Origin of the sequence: Sphingomonas arabinosi (genome assembly GCF_036663715.1) — a bacterium.
Lineage (GTDB): Bacteria > Pseudomonadota > Alphaproteobacteria > Sphingomonadales > Sphingomonadaceae > Sphingomonas.
Genome location: NZ_JAXOJN010000022.1, coordinates 1 through 21274, shown reverse-complemented (window position 1 = coordinate 21274; position 21274 = coordinate 1). Strand labels below are relative to the sequence as shown.

The 21274-nt window shown below is 62.5% G+C and carries 25 protein-coding genes; 16 read left to right on the top strand and 9 right to left on the bottom strand.

The window, feature by feature from the left end:
- Window positions 1-161: 161 nt before the first annotated feature.
- Complete coding sequence (locus tag U1708_RS19195) at window positions 162-650, bottom strand: DUF4142 domain-containing protein (protein ID WP_332747787.1); 489 nt, start codon at window positions 648-650, stop codon at window positions 162-164.
- 68 nt (window positions 651-718) lie between these two features.
- A complete protein-coding gene (locus U1708_RS19190) occupies window positions 719-1633 on the bottom strand; it encodes a DUF1259 domain-containing protein (protein WP_332747785.1) in 915 nt (304 codons plus the stop codon).
- Between the two features lie 146 nt (window positions 1634-1779).
- On the opposite strand from U1708_RS19190, the gene U1708_RS19185 reads away from it, so the two are divergent.
- Together U1708_RS19185 and chrA are read left to right on the top strand one after the other, a co-directional pair.
- On the top strand, window positions 1780-2751 hold the full coding sequence (locus U1708_RS19185) for a chromate resistance protein ChrB domain-containing protein (RefSeq protein WP_332747784.1): 972 nt from the start codon (window positions 1780-1782) through the stop codon (window positions 2749-2751).
- Window positions 2748-3980: a chromate efflux transporter gene (chrA, locus tag U1708_RS19180; RefSeq protein WP_332747781.1), complete on the top strand. Its 1233-nt coding sequence runs from the start codon at window positions 2748-2750 to the stop codon at window positions 3978-3980. The genes U1708_RS19185 and chrA overlap by 4 nt, the downstream gene beginning before the upstream one ends.
- 98 nt (window positions 3981-4078) lie before the next feature.
- Here the strand turns inward: chrA and U1708_RS19175 are convergent, their stop codons facing one another.
- Window positions 4079-4450, bottom strand: a complete 372-nt coding sequence (locus U1708_RS19175; protein ID WP_332747779.1) for a hypothetical protein — start codon at window positions 4448-4450, stop codon at window positions 4079-4081.
- 199 nt (window positions 4451-4649) lie between these two features.
- On the opposite strand from U1708_RS19175, the gene U1708_RS19170 reads away from it, so the two are divergent.
- Both U1708_RS19170 and U1708_RS19165 read left to right on the top strand, forming a co-directional pair.
- Entirely contained in the window at window positions 4650-5387 is a 738-nt protein-coding gene (locus U1708_RS19170) for a hypothetical protein (protein ID WP_332747777.1), read from the top strand.
- 102 nt (window positions 5388-5489) lie between these two features.
- Complete coding sequence (locus tag U1708_RS19165) at window positions 5490-5720, top strand: hypothetical protein (RefSeq protein WP_332747775.1); 231 nt, start codon at window positions 5490-5492, stop codon at window positions 5718-5720.
- Here U1708_RS19165 and U1708_RS19160 read toward each other — a convergent pair.
- Both U1708_RS19160 and traA read right to left on the bottom strand, forming a co-directional pair.
- Window positions 5704-6468 (bottom strand): DUF6118 family protein, encoded by a 765-nt coding sequence (locus U1708_RS19160; protein ID WP_332747773.1) that lies wholly within the window; start codon window positions 6466-6468, stop codon window positions 5704-5706. The genes U1708_RS19165 and U1708_RS19160 overlap by 17 nt on opposite strands.
- Before the next feature lie 7 nt (window positions 6469-6475).
- The gene (traA, locus tag U1708_RS19155; protein WP_332747771.1) at window positions 6476-9391 is read right to left on the bottom strand and encodes a Ti-type conjugative transfer relaxase TraA; all 2916 of its coding nucleotides are present in this window, start codon (window positions 9389-9391) and stop codon (window positions 6476-6478) included.
- A 174-nt stretch (window positions 9392-9565) separates the two neighbouring features.
- On the opposite strand from traA, the gene U1708_RS19150 reads away from it, so the two are divergent.
- The 7 genes from U1708_RS19150 to U1708_RS19120 all read left to right on the top strand — a co-directional run bounded on the left by U1708_RS19150 (window position 9566) and on the right by U1708_RS19120 (window position 14146).
- Window positions 9566-9895: a conjugal transfer protein TraD gene (locus U1708_RS19150; protein ID WP_332747769.1), complete on the top strand. Its 330-nt coding sequence runs from the start codon at window positions 9566-9568 to the stop codon at window positions 9893-9895.
- Between the two features lie 13 nt (window positions 9896-9908).
- Window positions 9909-10136 carry a conjugal transfer protein TraD gene (locus tag U1708_RS19145; protein ID WP_332747768.1) on the top strand — a complete coding sequence of 76 codons (228 nt, stop codon included), beginning with the start codon at window positions 9909-9911 and terminating at the stop codon, window positions 10134-10136.
- Window positions 10137-10138: 2 nt separating this feature from the next.
- Window positions 10139-10300: a hypothetical protein gene (locus U1708_RS19140; RefSeq protein WP_332747766.1), complete on the top strand. Its 162-nt coding sequence runs from the start codon at window positions 10139-10141 to the stop codon at window positions 10298-10300.
- Window positions 10301-10322: 22 nt separating this feature from the next.
- On the top strand, window positions 10323-10724 hold the full coding sequence (locus U1708_RS19135) for a hypothetical protein (RefSeq protein WP_332747764.1): 402 nt from the start codon (window positions 10323-10325) through the stop codon (window positions 10722-10724).
- Entirely contained in the window at window positions 10724-11005 is a 282-nt protein-coding gene (locus U1708_RS19130) for a hypothetical protein (protein WP_332747762.1), read from the top strand. Before U1708_RS19135 ends, U1708_RS19130 begins: the two co-directional genes overlap by 1 nt.
- On the top strand, window positions 11005-12555 hold the full coding sequence (locus U1708_RS19125) for a type IV secretory system conjugative DNA transfer family protein (protein ID WP_332747761.1): 1551 nt from the start codon (window positions 11005-11007) through the stop codon (window positions 12553-12555). Before U1708_RS19130 ends, U1708_RS19125 begins: the two co-directional genes overlap by 1 nt.
- Window positions 12556-13267: 712 nt before the next feature.
- The gene (locus U1708_RS19120) at window positions 13268-14146 is read left to right on the top strand and encodes a replication initiation protein (protein ID WP_443030087.1); all 879 of its coding nucleotides are present in this window, start codon (window positions 13268-13270) and stop codon (window positions 14144-14146) included.
- A 55-nt stretch (window positions 14147-14201) separates the two neighbouring features.
- Here U1708_RS19120 and U1708_RS19115 read toward each other — a convergent pair whose 3' ends face one another.
- Together U1708_RS19115 and U1708_RS19110 are read right to left on the bottom strand one after the other, a co-directional pair.
- Window positions 14202-14483 carry a ribbon-helix-helix domain-containing protein gene (locus U1708_RS19115; RefSeq protein WP_332747757.1) on the bottom strand — a complete coding sequence of 94 codons (282 nt, stop codon included), beginning with the start codon at window positions 14481-14483 and terminating at the stop codon, window positions 14202-14204.
- Entirely contained in the window at window positions 14483-15118 is a 636-nt protein-coding gene (locus U1708_RS19110; RefSeq protein ID WP_332747755.1) for a nucleotide-binding protein, read from the bottom strand. Before U1708_RS19110 ends, U1708_RS19115 begins: the two co-directional genes overlap by 1 nt.
- A 205-nt stretch (window positions 15119-15323) precedes the next feature.
- Here U1708_RS19110 and U1708_RS19105 point away from each other — a divergent pair, with 205 nt between their 5' ends.
- From U1708_RS19105 to U1708_RS19090, 4 genes are all read left to right on the top strand, one after another.
- Window positions 15324-15707, top strand: coding sequence for a type II toxin-antitoxin system RelE/ParE family toxin (locus U1708_RS19105; protein WP_332747753.1), 384 nt, complete (start codon window positions 15324-15326; stop codon window positions 15705-15707).
- Window positions 15685-16008, top strand: a complete 324-nt coding sequence (locus tag U1708_RS19100) for a helix-turn-helix domain-containing protein (RefSeq protein WP_332747752.1) — start codon at window positions 15685-15687, stop codon at window positions 16006-16008. The genes U1708_RS19105 and U1708_RS19100 overlap by 23 nt, the downstream gene beginning before the upstream one ends.
- A 146-nt stretch (window positions 16009-16154) precedes the next feature.
- A complete protein-coding gene (locus U1708_RS19095; RefSeq protein ID WP_332747750.1) occupies window positions 16155-17807 on the top strand; it encodes an HsdM family class I SAM-dependent methyltransferase in 1653 nt (550 codons plus the stop codon).
- Window positions 17794-18552, top strand: a complete 759-nt coding sequence (locus U1708_RS19090) for a hypothetical protein (RefSeq protein WP_332747747.1) — start codon at window positions 17794-17796, stop codon at window positions 18550-18552. The genes U1708_RS19095 and U1708_RS19090 overlap by 14 nt, the downstream gene beginning before the upstream one ends.
- Before the next feature lie 74 nt (window positions 18553-18626).
- Here U1708_RS19090 and U1708_RS19085 read toward each other — a convergent pair whose 3' ends face one another.
- Both U1708_RS19085 and U1708_RS19080 read right to left on the bottom strand, forming a co-directional pair.
- Window positions 18627-19334, bottom strand: a complete 708-nt coding sequence (locus U1708_RS19085; protein ID WP_332747745.1) for a hypothetical protein — start codon at window positions 19332-19334, stop codon at window positions 18627-18629.
- Window positions 19335-19345: 11 nt separating this feature from the next.
- The gene (locus U1708_RS19080; protein WP_332747743.1) at window positions 19346-19945 is read right to left on the bottom strand and encodes a recombinase family protein; all 600 of its coding nucleotides are present in this window, start codon (window positions 19943-19945) and stop codon (window positions 19346-19348) included.
- Window positions 19946-20086: 141 nt separating this feature from the next.
- Between U1708_RS19080 and U1708_RS19075 the strand changes: the two genes are divergently transcribed.
- Window positions 20087-21142, top strand: a complete 1056-nt coding sequence (locus U1708_RS19075; RefSeq protein ID WP_332747741.1) for an NAD(P)H-dependent flavin oxidoreductase — start codon at window positions 20087-20089, stop codon at window positions 21140-21142.
- The last annotated feature ends 132 nt before the right edge of the window (window positions 21143-21274 follow it).

Genomic DNA, 21274 nt, shown 5'->3' with positions numbered 1-21274 from the left:
AGAACAGCGCGCCTTGCGTCACCTGTCGACCCATCATGCTCGTAAACCCCTGACGCCTTTCCAGGAGTGAATCACGTCTTCGTCACTGTCGCAACCAGCCGTTTTTCAACAGTCTCGACCGGTCGTGACACCCGTCACCATCAAGCCGATGTAATGATCCCTCAAGCTACCGGCAGATCGCGTGCCGCATCGAGGTGCTTCTGGATCACGGGCATGGCTGCTTGAGCCTTCGCCCGCGTCGTGGGGTCGCTTCCCCGCGCCGCGTACGCAGTATGAACCTTCAGCGCTTCCTCGTGCGCGGCGATTTGCCCGCGCTTGTACGCCGCATCGAACTCACTGCTCGGCACATTCTCCAAAGAGTTCAGCATTTCCGACAAGGGACCGTCGAGCGCGCCTCCAGCGCTGGGTTCACTAACACCAATTCGACGTGGCCCCCCGCGGCTATGGTGATCGACCATCTGCTGGGCGAAGACTCGCATAGCCTGGCTCTGCGATCGGGTCAGCGCGAGCCGACTGGAATCGACCTCGTACTTGCTCAACGCTTCGATGGCGCTCGAATACCCCGTGGTTTCCACCGGTGCCGGGTTCGTGCTGATCCCGGATTGAGCAAGGGATGGCGAGTACGGCACCGCAAAGCTCACCACAGCCATTGCGCATAGAGATACGCTTAATAACGTCCGCATTGATCTGCTCCTGATTTGCAACGGCCTTCAGATACTCAGCCCGCAGCGGGGCGGACGATGTTGGTCTTGTCCAGCGCGGCGCGAAGCCCGCGGGCCAGCTTGCGCACGTCATCATTTGCCCAAAAGTGCATGAAGAAGAGCCGCGGCTGATCGTCCAGCATATGGTTGTGGAGTGCGGTCACCTCGATCCCGTTGGACCGCAATGCACGAAGCACCGGATCGACCTCGGCAGCGGTCAGCACGAAATCGCCCGTGATCGCCGCCTTGCCACCGCCGGTCGGCTGAAAGTTGAGCGCCGTTGCCGTGCCCATCGAGGCGGGTGCCGGCATGCCGCTGTCGCTCAGCTTTTCGGCGCGGGGAAAGCCGAACTGGTAGACGCCTCCGTTGGGCTTGCCCTTGCCGCCCATAATCCCGTCGATCGCGGCGGTGTCGAAGTCGAGCTTCGCATCCGCGACCTTGGCCGGCGCGGTCATCGGTGTCCGGCTTTCGGCAAGCGCGGATCGCAGGTTCTTCGCCATCTCACCAGAATCGCCATGCCCGCCGACATGCAGATACATCGTCGGCGGCGAGGAACGGAGCAGGTGGTTATGAAGCGCCGTCACCGTGAAGCCGCTCGCGAGCAGCTTGCTCATCACGGGATTCACCTCGTCATGCGTCAACACGAGGTCGCCCATGACCATTGCCTGCGCGCCCATCGGCATGAAGGCGAGCCAGGAGCCGAGCGCAAGCGCTGGCTTGATCACCACGCCGTCGAGCTGAACGTTCAGGTCAGAGCGCGGAAAGGCGTAACGGCGCACACCGTCCGGCTGCGTCGTGCCGCCCCGGCCAAGGCCCGCATCCACCACCGTCCATCGGTCGCTGCTCGCCGTGACCGGTACAGACTGCGGCGTGGTCTGGGCGGCTGCCGGTGCGGCGAGCAGGACGGCAAGCGGTAGCAACAGGTGACGCAATGCTTCTCTCCTTGGACTCGACTGGCTGGCCGCGTTCGCACTGCGCACGGCCACGGTATGCAGCCCGGCGTCTCGGCCAACATTTAGCTTGTAGCGTTTAATGATACAAGTGTACGTTTCTGATATTCCTATGATACAGATGCTGCATGATCGACGACCCTCTGACCCAACCGAATGACTGGCTGCTGCTGATCCCGCAGCTACCGGCCAAGCCGGCCTATCTGCGCGTGCGGGTGTGGCGACGCTTGCAGGCGATCGGTGCCGCCCCACTGAAGAACGCGGTCCATGCTCTACCCCTGCGTCCCGATACGCGCGCGCTGTTCGAGGAATTGCGGGCGGAGATTACCGGGGGAGGCGGCGAGGCGTTGATTTTGGAAGCCCGGCTTATCGAGGGCATGACCGGTGCAGAACTCCGCGCCGTGTTCGACGCGGCTCGCGACGCCGACTATGACGATCTGACGCGTGAGTTGCGTTCGTTGATAGAAGGCGACGAGGTTGCCCTGTCGGATACCCGGCGGCTCCGAAAACGCCTGGACGATGTAACCGCGATCGACTTTTTCGGCGCGCACGGACGGCAAGCTGTCCTAGCCGCTCTCTCCGACGCGGACCGTCGCGTCCATGAACATCCGGACGTAAGCGGGACAGGCGCGCCGGAGCTGACGCCCGCGGAGCTGAAGGGCCGTACCTGGGTCACGCGCCGGCATGTCCATGTCGACCGCATCGCGTCGGCCTGGCTGATCCGCCGGTTCATCGATCCGCAAGCCAGCTTCAAGTTCGTCGACGGCAAGGGCTACGTGCCCGAGCCGGACGAATTGCGTTTCGACATGGCAGACGCGGAGTTCACGCACGAGGGCGACCGCTGTTCCTTCGAAACACTGGTATATCGGACCGGTCTCGATACCGACCGGGCACTCGTCGCGCTCGCCGAGATCATCCACGACCTCGACATTGCGGATGGCAAATTCGGCCGCCCGGAAGCGGCCGGAATCGCCGCGCTGGTCAACGGCATCTGCACGGGAACCGATGATGACGTGGAGCGGATCGCTCAAGGCTCGGGCGCGCTCGACGGCTTCCACGCGCATTTCACCAAACAACGCGGCGCACAGGGGGCTGGATGATGGCACACATCGAGCACTCCGGCCCCGCAGGCTTGGTTAGCGACGAAGCTCGGCCACCTGAGCTGAGCTACCCCGCGCTGTTCCTCCGCTTCCTTCGTTTCGGCATGATGGCATTTGGTGGCCCGGTGGCGCAGATCGCCATGATCCGGCGCGAGCTGGTCGATGAGGAACGCTGGATTCCAAGCGACCGGTTTAACAAGCTCCTGGCCGTAATGCAGGTGCTGCCAGGACCGGAAGCGCATGAGCTGTGCGTCCATCTCGGCATCCGTGCCAAGGGGCGTCTGGGGGGTGTCCTCGCCGGGTTGGGCTTCATGCTGCCGGGCCTCGTTCTGATGCTCGCGCTCGCTTGGGCCTATACCCGGCTGCCGATCCAAGGGACCGTGTTCGGTGCCATTTTCCTCGGCGTCCAAGCGGCGGTTATCGCGGTTATCGTACGCGCGATCCATCGGATCGGCGAACATATTTTGCTCGGGCCGTGGCTGTGGGCTGTCGCCATCGCGGCTGCGGCAGCGTCGCTTGCCGGAGTCAGTTTCTGGATCGTGCTTCTCGCCGCCGGAGCGGTCTATGCGCTCGGTTCGACCGGCCGCTACGGCCTTACCGCGGTCGTGGTGGCGCTGGCGGTCGGCGTGGCGACCCTGACCTGGACGGGAGGTACTGCCCTTGCGGGGGCGACGTCCGGCGTGCGGGAATCCGCTCCTACGGTCGCCGCGCTTTTCTGGGCAGGGTTGAAGGGCGGCCTGCTGACGTTCGGTGGGGCGTACACCGCAATCCCATTCATTCGGAACGACACGGTGGGCCGCGGCTGGATGACCGATGGGCAGTTCCTCGATGGCCTCGGTCTGTCCGGCATACTGCCGGCCCCGCTCGTGATTTTCGCGACCTTCGTGGGCTGGATCAGCGGCGGGCTGGCCGGCGCACTGGCAATGACGGCCGGCATGTTCCTGCCTGCATTCGCCTTTTCGCTCCTGTTCTACGATCGGCTGGAAGCCTTCTTAGAGCACAAACGGCTCCAGCTATTCCTGACCGGAGTGGCGGCCGGTGTCGTCGGCCTGATCGTGGTGACGGTGATCGATCTTGCCCACACCACGGCCACGCGGACACCGAATCCGATCGCAAGCGCACTTATCTTCGCTGTCGCGCTCGTGATCATGTACCGCTGGAAGAGCAAGCTCGCAGCACCCGTGGTGCTGGCAGTTGGCGCTGCGGTCGGAGCATTCGCCCTGAACTGATTGGTGCCCCGCTGACAGCACAATGCGCGCTGTCAGATACGCTGAGCTGCTATTTGGATTGCGAGTGGTTACACCTATACCTTGGTGTTACCGCATTTTCAGGCATCTTGCTTCGGTGACCAGTCGATCTGTTCATCGGGATGCTCGGTAAGCGGACCGGTTGCCGCATATTCCAAAAGCTCACCTACAACCGCGACCCCACCGTCCTCATTTACCGAATAATAGGCGCTGCCACGCTTCTTCAGAAATTCACGTAGAAGATACAACCTGCTATCTACTTTGCGGGCTAGGGTTTCATCACCTAGGTCAGCTTCCATCGCATCGAACGCACTCTGAAATGCTGCATCCTCTTCGTCTTCTTCATATCCGGTTATACCGCTGATCGGAATATGCTTGTGCGATATCTTAAGAGCGCGAGCGAGCATTTCGGGCAGAACCGGGTCCATCGGCTCATCCGAAAAATTCAACATCAGGGGGGCCGGTCGATTGAGGTTGCCAGGGCGCGACACCGCCAACTCTCCACTTGCCCTCCGACGCTTTTTTCCTCGGCTTCCCATTTAGTCCTCCTGTCCCGATCATATGCTTCGGCTGCGCCGATATTGGCGCGGCCATCTTCCGCAGCACACATCACTCCGGTAACATCACGGCGCAAGGCCGGGACGCCGAACGATGAACCTATACAATCATTCAGATTGGGCTCGATTCCGAGATGAAGTCATCAAGCTTGATGGCCAGCGGTGCGTGCGATGCTCACGCGGCCGAAGCGATGACGTCATTCTGCAAGTCCACCACAAACGCTACGTTCCCGGTCGGAAGCCTTGGGAATATGCCCATTCCGACTGCGAAACGCTCTGCAAAGGCTGCCATGCCGAAGAGCACGGGATCATCATGCCCTCCAGTGACTGGCTCCTGCTGGCGACCGACGACCTGGGGGACCTCGACGGAAACTGCGAGCTGTGCGGCACGGCGCTGCGCTACTCGTATGCGATCGTTCATCCGGGCTGGGGATCGATGGCTGTCGGCACCGACTGCTGTGACAAGTTGACCGGCACGACTGACGCCAGCGAATACCACGACATGATGCTGAAGGATCGCGGCAAGGTGAAGCGCTTCGTGTCATCGCCGAGCTGGAGGACATTACCGTCCGGCGAGGAGAGTATCATCCGCGCCGGCATCGCTGTTCGCATCAGCGAGGCCGAAGGAAAGTTTTATATCGGATTAGGACAGGCACGCGGAAAGGCGTCACATGACAGTCTGATCGACGCCAAGATCAAGGCTCTCGAATTGATCGATAGCGGGGATGCCGCGAATTACCTGGAGAAACGCCGGCATCGGGAACTCGCCCGCCTGCGCCAGCGCGATGCAAAAAAAGCTGAAGCACGGCTAAGAGCCATTGAGAGGCCCTAAGAAGGTTTTGAGAGCTGTTGTCGAAAGCCTTTCTACAACAGCAGCCCCTTGACCCCCATCCTGATTTCTGTGCCTACAGCCCGAAGGGCTACCCCATCCCCGATGGGGCATGACGATCGAACCCTCGATCCTTTCACTTCGATTTTTATCGAGGTCAAAAGGCGAGGCCCGTTCATGCAAGACCCCACTACTCGTCAGGTTGAATTGTTTCTGAAAGCCAAGCGCCCCAAGTCGGCGCTCGCGATTGCTATTCTGCGTGGATTCCCGTGGTGGCGGCTGTCCGGTGGCATGGTCGGGCTTGCAGCACTTGGACATTTCAATCCGTGGAGTTGACGATCGGACTTCTTGCCGCCTCGTCATCCCGGTCGATCTCGATGGTACAGCGCACCGTCTTCTTCGTCTTCACAGCTTTCGTGTAGCAGGCTTGCACAGCCTTGCGATTGACGGTGATGATCCGGTCGGCCGCCGCAATGTTGGCGAAAGCATCCGGCGCCGCGGCGCGCATAAGGCGCTGCCCCGCTTCCCATTTCGGCAAGTCCAGCGTCCGCGCGGCTATCCGCTCTGGCCATTGCCAGCTCGCCGGCGCGATCTCGCGCGCGACGAGGCCGGGCAGGATCGACCATACAAGGATGCCGATCGCCGCCCCGCCCAGCCCGAACCACAGCTGCCGGTTCTTCTGGTCGGCCCGCGTCCACGCGGACCCGGCGATGGCGCGCAACTCGGCCATGACGCGAGCCTTGTCCTCGCCCGCCTTGGCGAGCGCGGCCTGATCCTCGCGCCGGGCGGCGTTGCCTGCTGCGGCGATGCGCTGCGCCATCTGCTCGGGCGTCATCGCCATGACCGGGGCGGCGGTAAGCATCTTGCCGATATGGTCGAGCCGTCCGGTTGTTCGGTCCACGCCCTGTTGCAGATGCCCCAACGTCTCGGTGTAGTCGGGCACGTCGATCGCGGCCCGCTCGGCCGCCAAACCCTCCACGGCACGGCGTAGCAACGCCAGCTCGCGGTCCTGGCCTTCTACTACGGCGCGCAACCGGTCGAACGCCTCCGCCGGATCCCCGCCTTCCTGCATATCGTCGTCCATGCTCATCCTACCGGCTCATGCCACGATCGCGGTCACGCTCGATCGCGACCGACTGCGCCAATTCCTGCCCGATCGACCGGCTTCGCTCCATACTCAACGCCAATTCGGGAGCGCGTCGCTGCAACACGGATTCAAGCTGCGGGTCGCGGTGCAACCCACCCGCGATGCCCTCCATGCGCTTAGCCAGCTTCTCCGCGCCCTCGTGGTTGCCGGCACGCTCCATGCTAGCGCGCTCTTCCTTCATAGTCTGCCACTGCTCCACGAACCGGCCCGCGCGCTTCTCCGGATCGATGCGGACTTGGCGCTCCGTCTCCATCGCCTTCGCCGCGCCGCTGGTGTTACCCCTGGCTGCCTGCTCGATCAGCTTGGGATCGCGCGCGAGCGCCGATGCGAGGTCACGTGCGGCATAGGCCCGGATCTGGTCGAGCGCATCGCCTGCCTTCGCCCAAGCCTGTTCCTGGTGCGCCAACACCGGCAACCCCTTCTCGAGCATCCGGCCTATATCGGCACCGGCACGCGCATAACGCTCGATCGCCTTGGCCTGCGAAGGTGGAAGTGGGCGGTCGGCCGCGCTGCGCTCCGGCGACATCGGCCGCTCCGCTGCCGGTTTCGGCCGGAAGCCGTCGAACATGCCCCGCGTTTTCGCACGGACCTTCTCGACCACCTGGCGCGCGCGTTCCGGGAACCGGATCTCGCGCCGATCGGCGAACGCGCGGGCCTGGTCCTGCTCAGGGAGTGCATAGTCGCCGGCCATATCCTTGCCCCGGTCGCGGGACAGAGCGCGGACGAGCTGGCGCTGGTCGGCGAAGTCGTCGCGGCCATAATGGAGCTGCACGGCGTCGCGGTGCCGTGACATGCCAACATAGGCGCTGTGGCGGTCCATCCCGGGGGTGGCGAGGATATGCGCCCGATCGACCGTCACGCCCTGCGATTTGTGGAACGTCGCCGCATAGCCATGATCGACATGGGCATAGTCCCTGGTGTCGAACGCGACGCCGCGGCCGTCATCGAGGCGCACCGCCATGCCCCCGGGCGATACCCGCTCGATCGTGGCAAGCGTGCCGTTCTTCACCCCCATGCCACGCTCGTTGCGCAGGAACATGATGCGGTCGCCGGTCGCGAACTGCCGCTCGCCGCGCTCGGCCTTCACCGTCACGTCTTCGCCAAGGTCGCCGGATGCGCGCAACCGGTCGCGCGCCTCGCCATTGAGGCTCTGCACCTCGGCGTTGGTGTGGGTGAGGATGATCCGGCTCTTGCCCGGCTCGGCTTGACGCGCGCGATCCCAACCGTCCACCAGCTCACCCCGCGCCTGCTCGCGGGTGTCGGCCGCGTGGACCATGCCCTTGCCGTCATAGGCGTGGATCGCCTCGCCGGTGCGTCCCGTCGCCAGCGCGCGCGTGGCGTCGCGCTGCCAGCCCTCGCGCTGCCGGCGTATCTCGGTAATCTCGGCCGCGCCGTGTCGCTCGGTTACGCTGCGAAACGCCGCACCGGCCTCGATCGCCTGCAACTGCTCGGGATCGCCGACCATCACGACCTTGGCACCGGCATCGCGCGCCTGGCTCAACACCCGTTCCATCTGGCGCGAGCCGATCATACCCGCCTCGTCCACCACCAGCACGTCACGCGGGCCTAACTGCTCGCGCCCTTGCCCCCATGCGTGTTCGAGACTGGCGATGGTGCGGGACCGGATACCGGAGCCGCCCTCAAGGTTCTCAGCCGCGATGCCCGACAGCGCCGCGCCGCGCACCGTGTAGCCCTGCCCCTCCCATGCCTCACGCGCGACGCCGAGCATCACCGACTTACCCGAACCGGCATAGCCGACGACCGACGCCAGACCTGCATCGCCGGTCACATGGTCGAAGGCGTCGCGCTGCTCGCCCGACAGGACAAGCCCTCGCCCCTCGGCTGCACCGATCGCCGCGTCACGATGCCGATCGGCGACACCATGGCCGTCGCGCCCCGCCAGCTCGTCGCCCGCGCGCTCCAGCCGGTTCTCCACCGCGATCATGTCGCGGCTGGTGAACCGCTCCTGGTCGCGTCCGTCCTTCCCCAATGCGACCAGCTCGGGGCTGGCGCGCACCACCCCCATCACCTGGTCGAACTGCTCCTTGCCGTCGCTGTGCCGGAACGCGAACGTCGCAAGGTCGCGGGTGGTGAACGTGGCTTGGCTGCGCGTGATCGCGTCCAGCGCGACATTGGGATCGGCGATGATCTTCGCGCCGTTCTCGCGGGCGATCCGCGTGTGATCCTCGATCCGCTCGGCCTCAAGCCCCTGCTCCGGCCTGCGCGATGCTGCGGGTCCGATCTTATGCTGCGGCTCCAGTCCGATCCCCTGCGCCTCATAGGAGCGATGGTCGATCCGACCTTCCAATCCCAGCTCGGCCATGCGCTCGTTGACGTGCGCGCTCCACGCCTCGCGCCAGTCCTTCAACAGCTCGGTGCTGTTCCAGTCGCGGTTTTTCTTGCCAAAGCCCTCCGGCCCCAAGTCGCGCATCGTCATCATCACATGCGCGTGCGGCTTGGGCGTGCCGTCCTTCGCCTTGTCCCAATGCACGTTCAGGTCCGCGACCATCCCGCGATCGACAAACTGCTTCTGCACGAAGTCGCGAGCGAGCTTGACGCCCTGCTTCTCGTTCATCTCGCGCGGAATCGAGAACTCCACTTCGCGGGCAAGCTGCGCGTCCTTGCGCTTCTCGCCTGCCTCCACTTCGTTCCACAAGGTCGTGCGATCGTTTAAACGCTCCGGTGCGCCCTTCGGCAACATCACCTCGGAGTGGATGACGCCCGCCTTGTTGCTAAAATCGTGATCGCGGTTCAGCCGGTCGTCGTGCAGCTCGGATGCGGAACGATAGGCAGCGCTCGCGACGGCGCTCGACCCGTTCGCGCGGCTCACAACCTTGGCGGAGAAATGGTAGATCGCCATGACGCTCCGCACACTGCCCTACTTAGCGCACGTCGGCAACGACGTATAAGCGCGCACTCACGACTCGCTGCGCTCCTCGTGATTGACCTCGTGCTGCTTTCTGCTCGTTCCGGCTTTACCCGCATATCTAACGCGCTAAGATACTGCCGACCGATACGCGGAAGGACGAAGGTGATGCGGAAGGTTCGCGATTACGATGCCGAACTGAAAGCGCTGGGTGACAAGGCCCGAGCGCTCAAGGCGAAACGGATCGAACAGCTTGGCCAGCTCGTCACAACGACCGGGGCCGATGCGCTCGATGCGGAAACCCTCGCCGGCGTGCTGCTCGATGCGATCGGATCGAAGGATGCGGACGCGAAGGAGGCATGGCGCGCGAAGGGCGCTGCCTTCTTTCAGCGGCGCGGGCGCAAAGGTGGCGGCACTGCTGCAATCGACGCATCGGGCACTGCGACTGAACCGGGCGGCGACGCTGCGGGCGGAAGCGGCGGAACGGCGAACGGATAGCAGGGAATGGGTCATGCAACGTCGCGAACGCACACGCCACCTGATTGAGCTGGGCGGGCTGGTCCAGAAAGCCGGACTGGTCGAGCTGACCGATGACGATCGCGCCACCCTCTACGGCGCGCTGCTTGACCTTGCCGGGCGTGGTCGCGGCGACGATGCCGGCGACGTGCTGGCCTTGTGGAAAAGACGCGGAAAACGCGCATTCGATGCCGAAGCGCAAACGTCGGAAGCAACGTCGTGAACATGGACGAATATCGTGTTGCGAGACGACCCGAACCTGATTTGTCTGGATGGGGCTTCTGGTCAGACACCGGTCTGCGTTGGATGGATGTGATCTACGCAACCGAACGCGAGGCGACAGAAACTTTGGAGCAGTTGGTCGTACTGAACCGACGAAGCAAATAACCGCAACGACGGAGGCAAGCTGATGGCAGGCGACGATAACTCGGAATGGCTGATGCGCGGTTCTGCGGCTGCGACGATCATCTATAACGATCCGGTCTGGTCGGAACAGGAATACGCCATGCAACGCGGGGAGCGGTTGCGGGGTGATTTCGATCCGCCTGTTCCTGCAAACTGGGTCGATGCGTTACGCGCCCGCTGGAGCGAAGCGAACGCGCTGTGCGACCGCATGGCAACGGAAGGGTGCGACACACTCCCCGCCGATGCCGATCCTGACACCTGGGCCGCGATCGACGGCGACATGCTTATAGCCGGGCGCTACGCCCGCGATCACGGTATCCGGTGGGTGCCGCGGGCGCTGCTGGCGGACTATCAGGCCCTTCTCGCCACGCCCCTGCCCGGCTCGGCCGACCTGGCGCCCGCGTGATGGCGGATTTCGATATCGGGGCGATCCGCGCGCAAGTCCGTGCGATGGATTTCGTGCGCGGCACGCCGGCGGAAGTCGCCATGTGGCACGAGGACATGGCAAACTCGCGCGCCAACCTGGTCATTGAGGACATGATCCCCACGCCCAACGACGATGCGTTTTTCGAGATGATGCTGGACGAGGGCGTGCCCCCTCCCCTCATCTCGCAAATCCTGCTCCGGCTGCTCGATCATCCCGATGCCGATCGGTCCCTGCCGATCACGCCGATGGGCGCGCACTGATGCCCCGGCGACGGATCAGCCCGCTGTTCGCGGTCTTCGTCGCCTTCGTGGTGCTGATGGCGAGCAATGCCTGGCTCAAGGGCATCTTCGGCTATGGCGAGATCGCGACCGACATTCCGTTCCTGCTGGCCGGCGCGGTCCTGTTCCTGGCCTGGCGCTTCAACCGGCGTGCCGCCAACCAGCGCAATGATCTGCTCGGCTCCGCCCGTTTCGGCGACCGGGCCGACGTGCGGAAGCTGGAAGCGAACGGGGATCTCCTGATCGGCCGCTCTGCGAAGTCGGGTAAGCTGCTCCACTACGACGGCGCGGCGCATCTGCTGACGATGGCACCCACCCGCTCGGGCAAGGGTGTCGGCACGATCATCCCCAACCTGCTGCTGCTCGATCGCTCGGTGATCTGCATCGACCCCAAGGGCGAGAACGCCCGCGTCACCGCCCGCGCGCGTGCCGCCAGGGGCAAGGTCTGGTGCCTCGATCCGTTCGGCGTGTCGGGGCAGCCCCCTGCCCGCTACAATCCACTCGACCGGCTCGATCCCGCCAGCCTCGATCTCGCGGAAGATGCCAACACCCTCGCCGACGCGTTGGTGCATGACGCGCCGGGGCAATCTGGCGAAGCGCACTGGAACGAGGAAGCCAAGGCGCTGATCGCCGGGCTGATCCTGCACACCGTCGTCCACGAACCCGTCCATGCCCGCGTCCTGACGACGGTGCGCGACAAGCTGACGCTTGCCCCTGCCGCCTTCGCCGCGCTGCTGGCTGATATGCAGGACAGCGCCGGCGCCGGTGGTCTGATCGCCCGCGCCGCCAACCGCCAACTCGGCAAGTCCGATCGCGAAGCCGCAGGCGTGCTTTCCTCGGCGCAGCGCCATACCCACTTTCTCGATAGCCCCCGCATCGTCGCCAGCACGGCCGCATCGGATTTCACCTTTGCCGGGTTGAAAGACACGACAGCTACCGTGTTCTTGTGCCTGCCACCCGATCGGCTCGATACCTATGCCCGCTGGCTCCGCCTGCTGGTGAGCCAGGCCGTCACCGACATGGCGCGTTCCACCGCTCGCCCTTCCCGGCCCGTACTGTTCCTGCTCGACGAGTTCGCCGCGCTTGGTCGCCTAGAACCGGTCGAGCGCGCGATGGGGCTGATGGCGGGCTATGGCCTCCAGCTCTGGCCGATCCTCCAGGACATGCACCAGCTCAAAGCCACCTATGGGGAACGCGCCGGCACGTTCATGTCCAATGCGGGCGTGATCCAGACGTTCGGGGTGAACGACCATGCGACCGCCGACATGCTCTCGCGCACGATCGGCGACACCACGATCGAATACGACACCGTCAGTACGTCGCGCGGCACTGGCTGGGGCGATAACCGCGCCGGCCCTTCGGAAAGCATCAGCGGACACGTCTCGGCACGACGGCTCGCCACGCCCGATGAAATCATGCGGATGCGGCCCGACCAGCTCCTGTTGCTGCGCCAAGGCGAGCACCCGCTCGCGGTCGAGAAAATCCGCTACTACGACCAGCGCGAGTTCGCCGGCTTGTTCGATCCGGCGTGAACGATGCGCGAAAGGTGAGCTTTGGGGTAGCGCCTCACTTTCGGAGGATGGGTTCGCCGCGGTGAGGCCGGTCATCGGATTGACGATCTAGAAACTGATCGCGATGGAGCTGATTTACGCATCAACAGCGAGGTCCGGTGCCGCAAGTGTGCCGGTTGTGTCAAAGGGTTCTTTCCTGCCCTCATGACGCTCTTGGGCAGCCCTGGCGCGATATCTGTTCGACAACTCGCTTTTCTTCTTTCCGCCTAGCACGCGGCGCTTGCGCCGCTCTGTGACGGCGCAGCCGGCACGCAACGAATAGTGCATCGGCCGCTAGGCCGATTCTATTTGTGCAATGTAGCGGCAGTTATCCACAGGTTGCCCTACCCCAAAGCTCACCTTTCGCTATTCAGATTCTCTAATTCTTCTTATTCAAGATTCAGGGGGCTCAAAGGCACGTATTTCTGCGGAAAAATGCCTCCAACAGTGAGCGTTGGGGCCGATTCGCGTGAGTTCCGGGGTAGCCTGCGGTGAGCTTTGGGGCCGGTAAAGGTGAGTTTTCGGGCCGGGTCCGGTGAGCGTTGGGGTAGGCCATAGGTCGGGTTAGAAGGATCGGTGAGTTTTGGGGTGCCCGGGTCTTCGCTCTAACCGGGGAGCTGAAACATTTGCCTAGCTCACTTTTGGCGGTTAGGGTGAGTTCGTAAGCCCCTCTAGCTCACCGTTGGTCAAGCCTATGTCGCAACCTGCCGTGGTCGATATGACGTTCCGCACGCTGGCCCAGAAAGGGCGCGGAAATCCTTTTGATCCCGCCAATTACGGGGAAATCGTCAAGCCCGGCGAGCTGGTCGATATTGTAGAGCTGAGCCCCCTCACCCTCGCCGATCGCCGCATCTACAATCTGCTGATCGCCAATGCCTGGGAGCGCATAGGTGAGCCGATCATCCACCGCATTGCGAAATCCGGACTGAAAGGGACGCACCAAGGCAACGAGCGAGTAGAGAGTTCGCTGCTGCGCCTCATGGGCACCATCGCGATCGTCACGATCCGCAAGGATGGCAAGAGCTACAAGCGCCGTGTTCAGCTGCTTGGCCCGAGCGATGAAAGCCTCGAAAAGGATGGCTTCCTTCACTACCGCATCCCGGAAGAGCTGATCGAGATACTGCGGAACAGTCAGGTCTATGCCCGTCTTAAAACGCAAGTCATGTATTGCTTCGAGTCGAAATACGCTCTTTGCCTGTATGAGATGATCGAGCGGCGCATTGGCCTCGAATACAAGCAGAAAGAGGAGTTCACGATCGAGGAGCTGCGAGGCCTGCTTAATGTGCCCGAAGGCAAACTTGAACGCTTTGCCGATCTGAACAAATACTGCCTCAAGGTCGCCGTTGAGGAAATCAACAAGCTTTGCCCCTTTTATGTCGATTTCACGCCGATCAAGAATGGGCGCAAGGTCGAACGGGTGGCGCTTCACTGGTTCCCGAAAACGTCCAGCGGCAAGCGCGACGCACAGAACCTGATCGATCAGCACAGCATCGTGCGACGCGCCAAGCTGCGCGGCGGGTTTCCCGAGATGCCGGTGCTGGTGGATTTCAACACGCCCGCCGCCCAAAGGTGAGCCGCCACCCCAAAACTCACCTTTGGGCGCAGTATAGCAGTATATTTGTATACTCCTATACGCCTCGCGCGACGCGGGCCTTGCCCTTCTTCACGAACAGGTCGTTCAGCGCCTCACCTAGCAGGCTCTGCACCGTCGTTCCTTCCTCGGCCGCAAGGATACGGAGCTGAGTGCTGACCTCGGGAGCAAAATGTCCGCCGATCAATTTGGTCCCCTGCCGCCCGGCCTGCGCTGGCTTGGGCGGGGTTGGCGCAACGATCGGAGTAGGGGGCGCAGGCGTGTCGCCGCCGGTCTTGGCCCGGTCGAGCATTGCCTGGAGCGTGTTGCCCTTCGCCATCACGCCACCTCTACTTTTTCGTATAGGCGTATAGCCGTATACTCGTATAACCGATTGATTTCTGCTGCGGCCGGGCCGTTCGGCTCGAACTCCTGCACGGCTTGGCCTGCGGCCTGCGCGCGGAAGAATGCCTTGCGATTGCCGATCGTCACCGGACAGACGGCCGCGCCTAGCTCCTCGACCGCCTTCATCGCATCGCCCGTCTCCTGTCCTTGCGGCGGAACGAATGTCAGCACGACTGCGAAAGCGCGATCAAGCTGCCGCACCACGTCCAGCGTGTGCGTCATGCTCATCGTGTCGAACACCGCCGTCTTCGTCGGCACGAGGATGAAGTCGGCGTGTCGCGCGGCCTCATAGGCAACGTCACGCGCGACCGCCGCGCCGTCGATCACCACAAGGTCCGTGCCGGCGTCGGCACAGGCCTTGAGCATCGCCGCGAGCCGCACAGGCTGGATCGACGCGACGGCGGGCGTGTCGAGCTGGCGCACGTCCTTCCAAAACGAGGCAGTCGCCTGCGGGTCCAGGTCGATGATCGCGGTTTCCTTGCCTGCATGCTCGGCCGCCACGGCGAGGCACGTCGCCAGCGTCGTTTTTCCGACGCCGCCTTTCTGGGACAGGATAGCGAGAACCTTCATGCTACACTCCTACTGGTATATTTTTATACTTGTATACGTATATACGATGTAAAAGGAAGAGCGCGAGCGATCGTTTCCCGTCAGGGACTAGGCACCGGCACGGCGGTTCGGATTGAAACAGCGGAGATAGAGCGCCGCCCGGCACGGACGCGCCTGCCACCTAAAGTTGATTGAAGACACCCGGACTGGGTGCTACACAATGGTGATGACTGACGGAGAAACACCGCGAACATTCAAGACGGCCTGGTTCTCAAAGGCGGCACGCAAGGCACTGATCGTCGACAAGGAGCTATGTGCCGCAATCGAACAAGTATGGAAAGGACAATGCGACGATCTCGGCGGGGGCGTTTTTAAGAAGCGGCTCGACAAGAACCGACACCGCAGCATCATTCTTGCCAAAGGCAAACGCTATTGGGTCTATACATACCTGTTCGCCAAAAATGACCGTGACAACATCACTGAGGCAGAGCTGACCGGCTTTCGTGATTTGGCTGATCTTTATGACCGAAAAACCGATGCCGAGATCGAGCTAGAGCTTAATGCTAAGGAACTAACGGAGATTTGCCATGCCCGTGAAGACCAAGTTTAAAAGCGACGCCTTCGAGGCGATTCATAGCAGCGCGTCCGGCATGTTTCGGGCAGGGACGATCAACAAAGCGACAATGCGTCATTTCGACAAAACATGCCTGACGTTACCAACCGCATTCACTCCAGCCGACATCAAGCAACTGCGCGAGAAGCATCACGTGAGCCAACCGGTCTTCGCGCACTACCTCAACACTAGCGAAAGTACGGTCGAGAAGTGGGAAGCTGGCACTAAAAAGCCGAGCGGCCTAGCCTTGAAGCTGCTCACGGTTGTCCAAAAGCACGGCCTAGAAGTACTTGCCTGAGCATTCGTCGGGGCAGCCAAAGCCGCGATTATATCTCGCTGACGTTATAGACATAAGAACACATAGGGAACATAAACTGAGCTAGCAGCCTCCGTCGAAGGCCAACTCCCTCGGGGGAGAGACGTGTAATTAAGGAATCGGACGACGTGGACACACCAGCATTGCGCAAGGCACGGGGGGCCTTTTTCACCCCGCCAGCGCTAGCTCGCTTCTTGTCGGAATGGGCCATTCGATCAAGCGCTGACACCGTGCTCGAGCCCTCATGCGGCGATGCCGCCTTCCTGCTTCCAGCCGTCGATCGTCTCCGGACGCTCGGAGCTAAGGCAGATATGCCGAACCAGCTCCACGGCGTCGAAATTCATGCAGCATCGGCGACCGCCGCGAATGCAAAGTTGGCAACGCACGGTGCGTTGGCGCAGATCGCCATTGGCGACTTCTTCGATCAAGGTCCGCCGCCTGCCAAATATGACGCAGTGATCGGCAATCCACCCTATGTTCGATATCAGCAATTCAGCGGCGATGCTCGAGCGAAGAGCCTTCAAGCCGCGCTAGCGCAGGGTGTCCGACTGACCGGTCTCGCCAGCTCTTGGGCCGCGTTCACGATCCACGCTTCTCATTTTTTGAAGGAAGATGGCCGTCTTGGCTTGGTGCTTCCTGCCGAACTGCTGACGGTGAATTATGCGTCGCAGGTGCGACGCTTTTTGCTCGATCGGTTCGCCAAGGTTCGTTTGGTTTTATTTGAAGAACTCGTCTTCCCTGACGTGCTCGAGGAGGTCGTCCTACTCCTTGCCGAGGGCAGCGGGGGGGCGCCAAGCTTTGAGGTTTATCAGGCCCGCAACCTTAGCGATCTCGAGCGCATGTGTGCAGATTCTTGGACCGGATACGCTCCGGCCGGCGATCAGAAGTGGACGCCGGCACTGCTGCCGGCTGCGGCGCTCGATGTGTATGCCCGCCTGACCAATGATACCGGCTTTACGACATTGCTTGGTGGATGGGGGGAGACCTATCTCGGTGCCGTCACCGGCAACAACGACTACTTCTCACTCACTCGAGCTGACGTGGCCCGACTTAAACTCGATCAGAGCGAGCTGCTGCCGATTTCGCCGCCAGGCTCAAAGCATCTGTCTGGTCTCACTTTCGGCTCGGCCGCTTGGGAAAGCCTAGCCAAAGAAGGCAAACGTTGCTTCCTATTCGCGCCCGGCTCGAAACCCTCAGCCGCTGCGCGTGCCTACATAGCGGCAGGGGAAAAGGAAGGCGTCCACCTCACCTACAAGTGCCGCAACCGCACTCCTTGGTGGCGTGTGCCGCTGGTACAGCGTCCCGATCTTCTGTTCACCTATATGAACCACGATCGGCCTCGGCTCATCACCAACGCCGCCGAAGTGCAATTTTTGAACTCGCTTTACGGCGTAAAACTCAACGACACCGTGCGTGGGATCGGCCTCGAGCTACTGCCTCTAGCGTGCCTGAACTCAGCAACGCTGCTGGGTGCAGAAGTTGTCGGTCGTGCCTATGGCGGTGGTATGTTGAAGCACGAACCTAGGGAAGCTGATCTGCTACCCGTACCGTCTGCCGCTACACTCGAGGCGATAGCTGATGAACTGCGCGCGATCCGCCCCCAAATCGGCCGGGCCTTGCGAGGGGCAAAACCTCAGCGTGCGATCGACCTTGTAGATACCATCCTTCTCGAGCGACACCTTGGTTTAAGCGTGCTCGAAGTAGCAGGCTTACGCGGGGCACGGGATCTTCTGTTTCAGCGCCGGGTCACTCGAAGCAGGAGCGAGCGTGCCACCTATTGAGAAGGCGATTGATGCTGCATTACGCAGTCTGCCTGCGAAACCGGCAGACGACGCCGCCCCGTCCGCAAAGAAAGCCTACAGCGAACTAATGTCTGCGGCGGTAGCCGTCGCGATCGGCGCTGAACTTCGACGGCGCGGTTGCAAAGAGGCACGCCCCGCTGAACCTGGTGAAGTAGGAGGTTCGGGGGCCGAGCGCCGCATGGCCGGCGGCATTGGCGCCAAAAAAGTGGATGTTACCTGGGCGACCGAAGCATCAGGACTGCTGCTGGGCATTTCCATCAAAACCATCAACTTTCGTGACACCAAAACGAGGAATTTTCAGAAAAACCTCACCAATCGGCGTGGGGATATGCTGATTGAAGCGGTGACGCTGCACCGGCGTTTTCCGTATGCTGTCCTAGCCGGACTTTTCTTCTTGGATGCAGGCGCTGGGAACGATCATGTGCGCGCGGACGACGGCACCCCCCGCCGACGATCGACGTTCGTCAATGCTCACCAGCGGCTCAAGCTTTTTACTGGCAGAGCTGATCCCCACGACCGAGACGAACAATTCGAACGCTTCTACCTCATACTTGTCGAGGCCTCCCCTACGGTCTCGAGCGTCCGTGCTTTTCGCGTCGGCGACCCGGAGACGGAAGTTCCTATGCATGATCTCTTGAACGAGCTGATGACATTGGTTGCGGAGCGGAACCCAGATTTCTACGAGTTCGACGATGTGACAGGTCAGCTAGGTCGAGCGAGCTGAAGGTACCACTTCACAATGCGTGTCGATCGCCTTCTGGAACGGAGCGGCCGGGCCGCCAGTCGAAGCATCATGTCTCAACGTCCGAAAATACGGGCTAACAGCCCTGGCCTCCTCGACTCCGGAGCTGGCACTTTTCGCACGATTGCCTCCGGGCGCGCCAAGGCGACGATTTCATCCATCAGGTCAGCGCGTCGTTTACCCCGTACGGCAGCGAGTTTGCTTTCCTGCTCACGCCATAGCTCGCCGTAGAGCGCATGGGCAGTCGTGTGCGTCTTCGGCTCGCCCCATGCTTCGCGCATCATTTTCCGATCGGTCTTGTTGAGGCCGAGAAGCTCGTCGCATCCGATCACGTCATAGGTGACGGCAAGATCGGCCAGCTTGGCATAGGGCGTGCTCTCTAGGACGTTGAACCCCGGCTCGCGCAACATCTCGCTATAGGGCACGCTCCAACTGCTTAGCGCCGCCCAATAGTGAAGCTGGCGCAGCTCATCGTCGAACGGCTTCCCCTCCTTCTTGAGCTGCCGGATGATCGCGCGCCGCGCCACCGCCATTTGGCTGAACGCTCCGGGCAACGGCAACTGGCGTTCCGCCATAGCTAGACGTGCGACCGGATCGTCCTGCACTTCCTTGATCGCGTCGCCCCAAAACTGCTCGTCCACCTTCTCCGGCCCTGGAATGCTGGCGGTGGCGCTGCCGTCCTCGTTCTCCGCCCAAGACGGCGTCCACTGCGCATCGCCTCGCCGGCGCGCGTCGTTGTCCGTTCTCGTGTCGATCCAAAGCATGGGCGATCCTTTCACGCTCTTTTAGCGGGAGGCGGCGTCGCGCCCGCTGCTCGCTCCCGATGCTCGCGCAAGACGCGCTGAACGGTCGAGCGCGACACGCGGAACAGGCTGGCGAGTTGGGCAGGGGAGCCTTGGCCAGATTCCGCCTTGGCGATGATTTCGGCGCGCTGGGGGGCGGTAAGGCTTGGTCGCCGTCCAAGGTGCCGGCCGGCTTTGCGGGCGTGCGCGAGTCCGTTCATGGTTCGCTCGCGGATCATGGCGCGCTCAAACTCGGCGAATGCGCCAAGCATCTGCGTCATCAACCGGCCCGGCGCGGTGGTGGTGTCTATCGCCTCAGTCAGCGATCGGAAACCGGCACCGACTGCGGTAATCGCCTCCAGCGTGAACAAAAGATCGCGGAGGGATCGGGACAGCCGGTCGAGCTTCCACACCACCAGCACGTCGCCGGCCTCCAACGCGCCGATCGCGCGCGCCAGCTCGGGGCGGTCGGCTCGGCCGCCCGATGCTTCCTCCTGGTAGATGGGATCGCACCCGGCATCGCGGAGCGCGCGAAGCTGCGGGTCTATGTCCTGGGAGTCGCCTCGCGATACGCGGGCATAGCCAATTTTCATGCCGTCATTCTGGCACGGGTTTCTGACACCTGCAAACCCTTGAAAAAGCTTGGGTAGGGTGCCGGTATCAAAACCGTTCGGTTATGACACTCGCGGTTGTTACCCGTTGCGCCCCATCGCGCTCAAGCGCACTGCTTTTCCATGACACTGCTACAAGAAATTGGGATCACGCTGCCGATCGTACAGGCACCTATGGCAGGTGTGTCCACCCCAGAGTTGGCGGCAGCCGTCTCGAACGCGGGTGCGTTGGGCTCGATCGGAGTAGGGGCAACAGATGTGTCCGGCGCACGCGCCATGATCGAAGGCGTGCGCGCACGCTCCGAGCGACCGTTTAACGTCAATCTGTTCGTTCATGCGCCCGCTTCGAGCGATGCCGCGCGTGAAGCTGCTTGGCTAGACGCGCTTGCCCCGATGTTTCGGGGTTTCGGCGCCGAGCCTCCTGGCGCCTTGCGGCCGATCTACAAGAGCTTGGTCGAGGATGACGACATGCTCGCCATGCTTATCGAGCTCGCGCCTCCGGTGGTCAGCTTCCATTTCGGCGTGCCGGGCACAGAGGCGATTATCGCGCTCAAGTCGGCCGGCTGCATCCTGCTGGCGACGGCGACGAACCTTGTTGAAGCGAGGGCGGTAAGGGAAGCCGGAATTAACGCCGTGGTTGCCCAAGGATGGGAGGCAGGTGGCCATCGAGGTATGTTCGACCCTGACTTGCCGGATGATCGCCTGGGCACGATCGCGCTCACCCGCTTACTGGTTGCCCGTTCCGGCCTGCCGGTGATCGCCGCGGGTGGGATTATGGATGGACAGGGGATCAGGGCCGCACTTGATCTCGGGGCTGTGGCGGCGCAGCTCGGCACGGCGTTCATCGCCTGCCCCGAGAGCAGCGCGGATCACGCCTATCGCGACGCTCTGACCGGGCCGGGTTCGGAACATACGGTGATGACCCACGCCATATCGGGAAGGCCCGCCCGTTGCCTGCGGAACCGCTTCACCGAATGGGGAGAGCAAACCGGGCTCGCCTCACCCGGCTATCCGATGACCTATGACGCCGGCAAGGCGCTCAACGCAGCTGCGAAAGCGACGGGGGAAAGCGCGTTCGGAGCGCAATGGGCCGGGCAAGGTGCGCCGCTTGCCAGAGCGATGCCAGCAGCCGAGCTAGTCGATACTCTTGTCGAAGAATGTCGAGCCCAAGCTCTTTGAGGTGTCACAACAGACCGAGACCGTTGAAAAAGGCCTGCGCGAAATCGGCGTGGTGGATGGCTGGTGACGCCGGCACGGTAGGATACGCCGCGTATCAGGCCGGCGCAGCCTGCCGGGCGAGCAGCTGAAGGT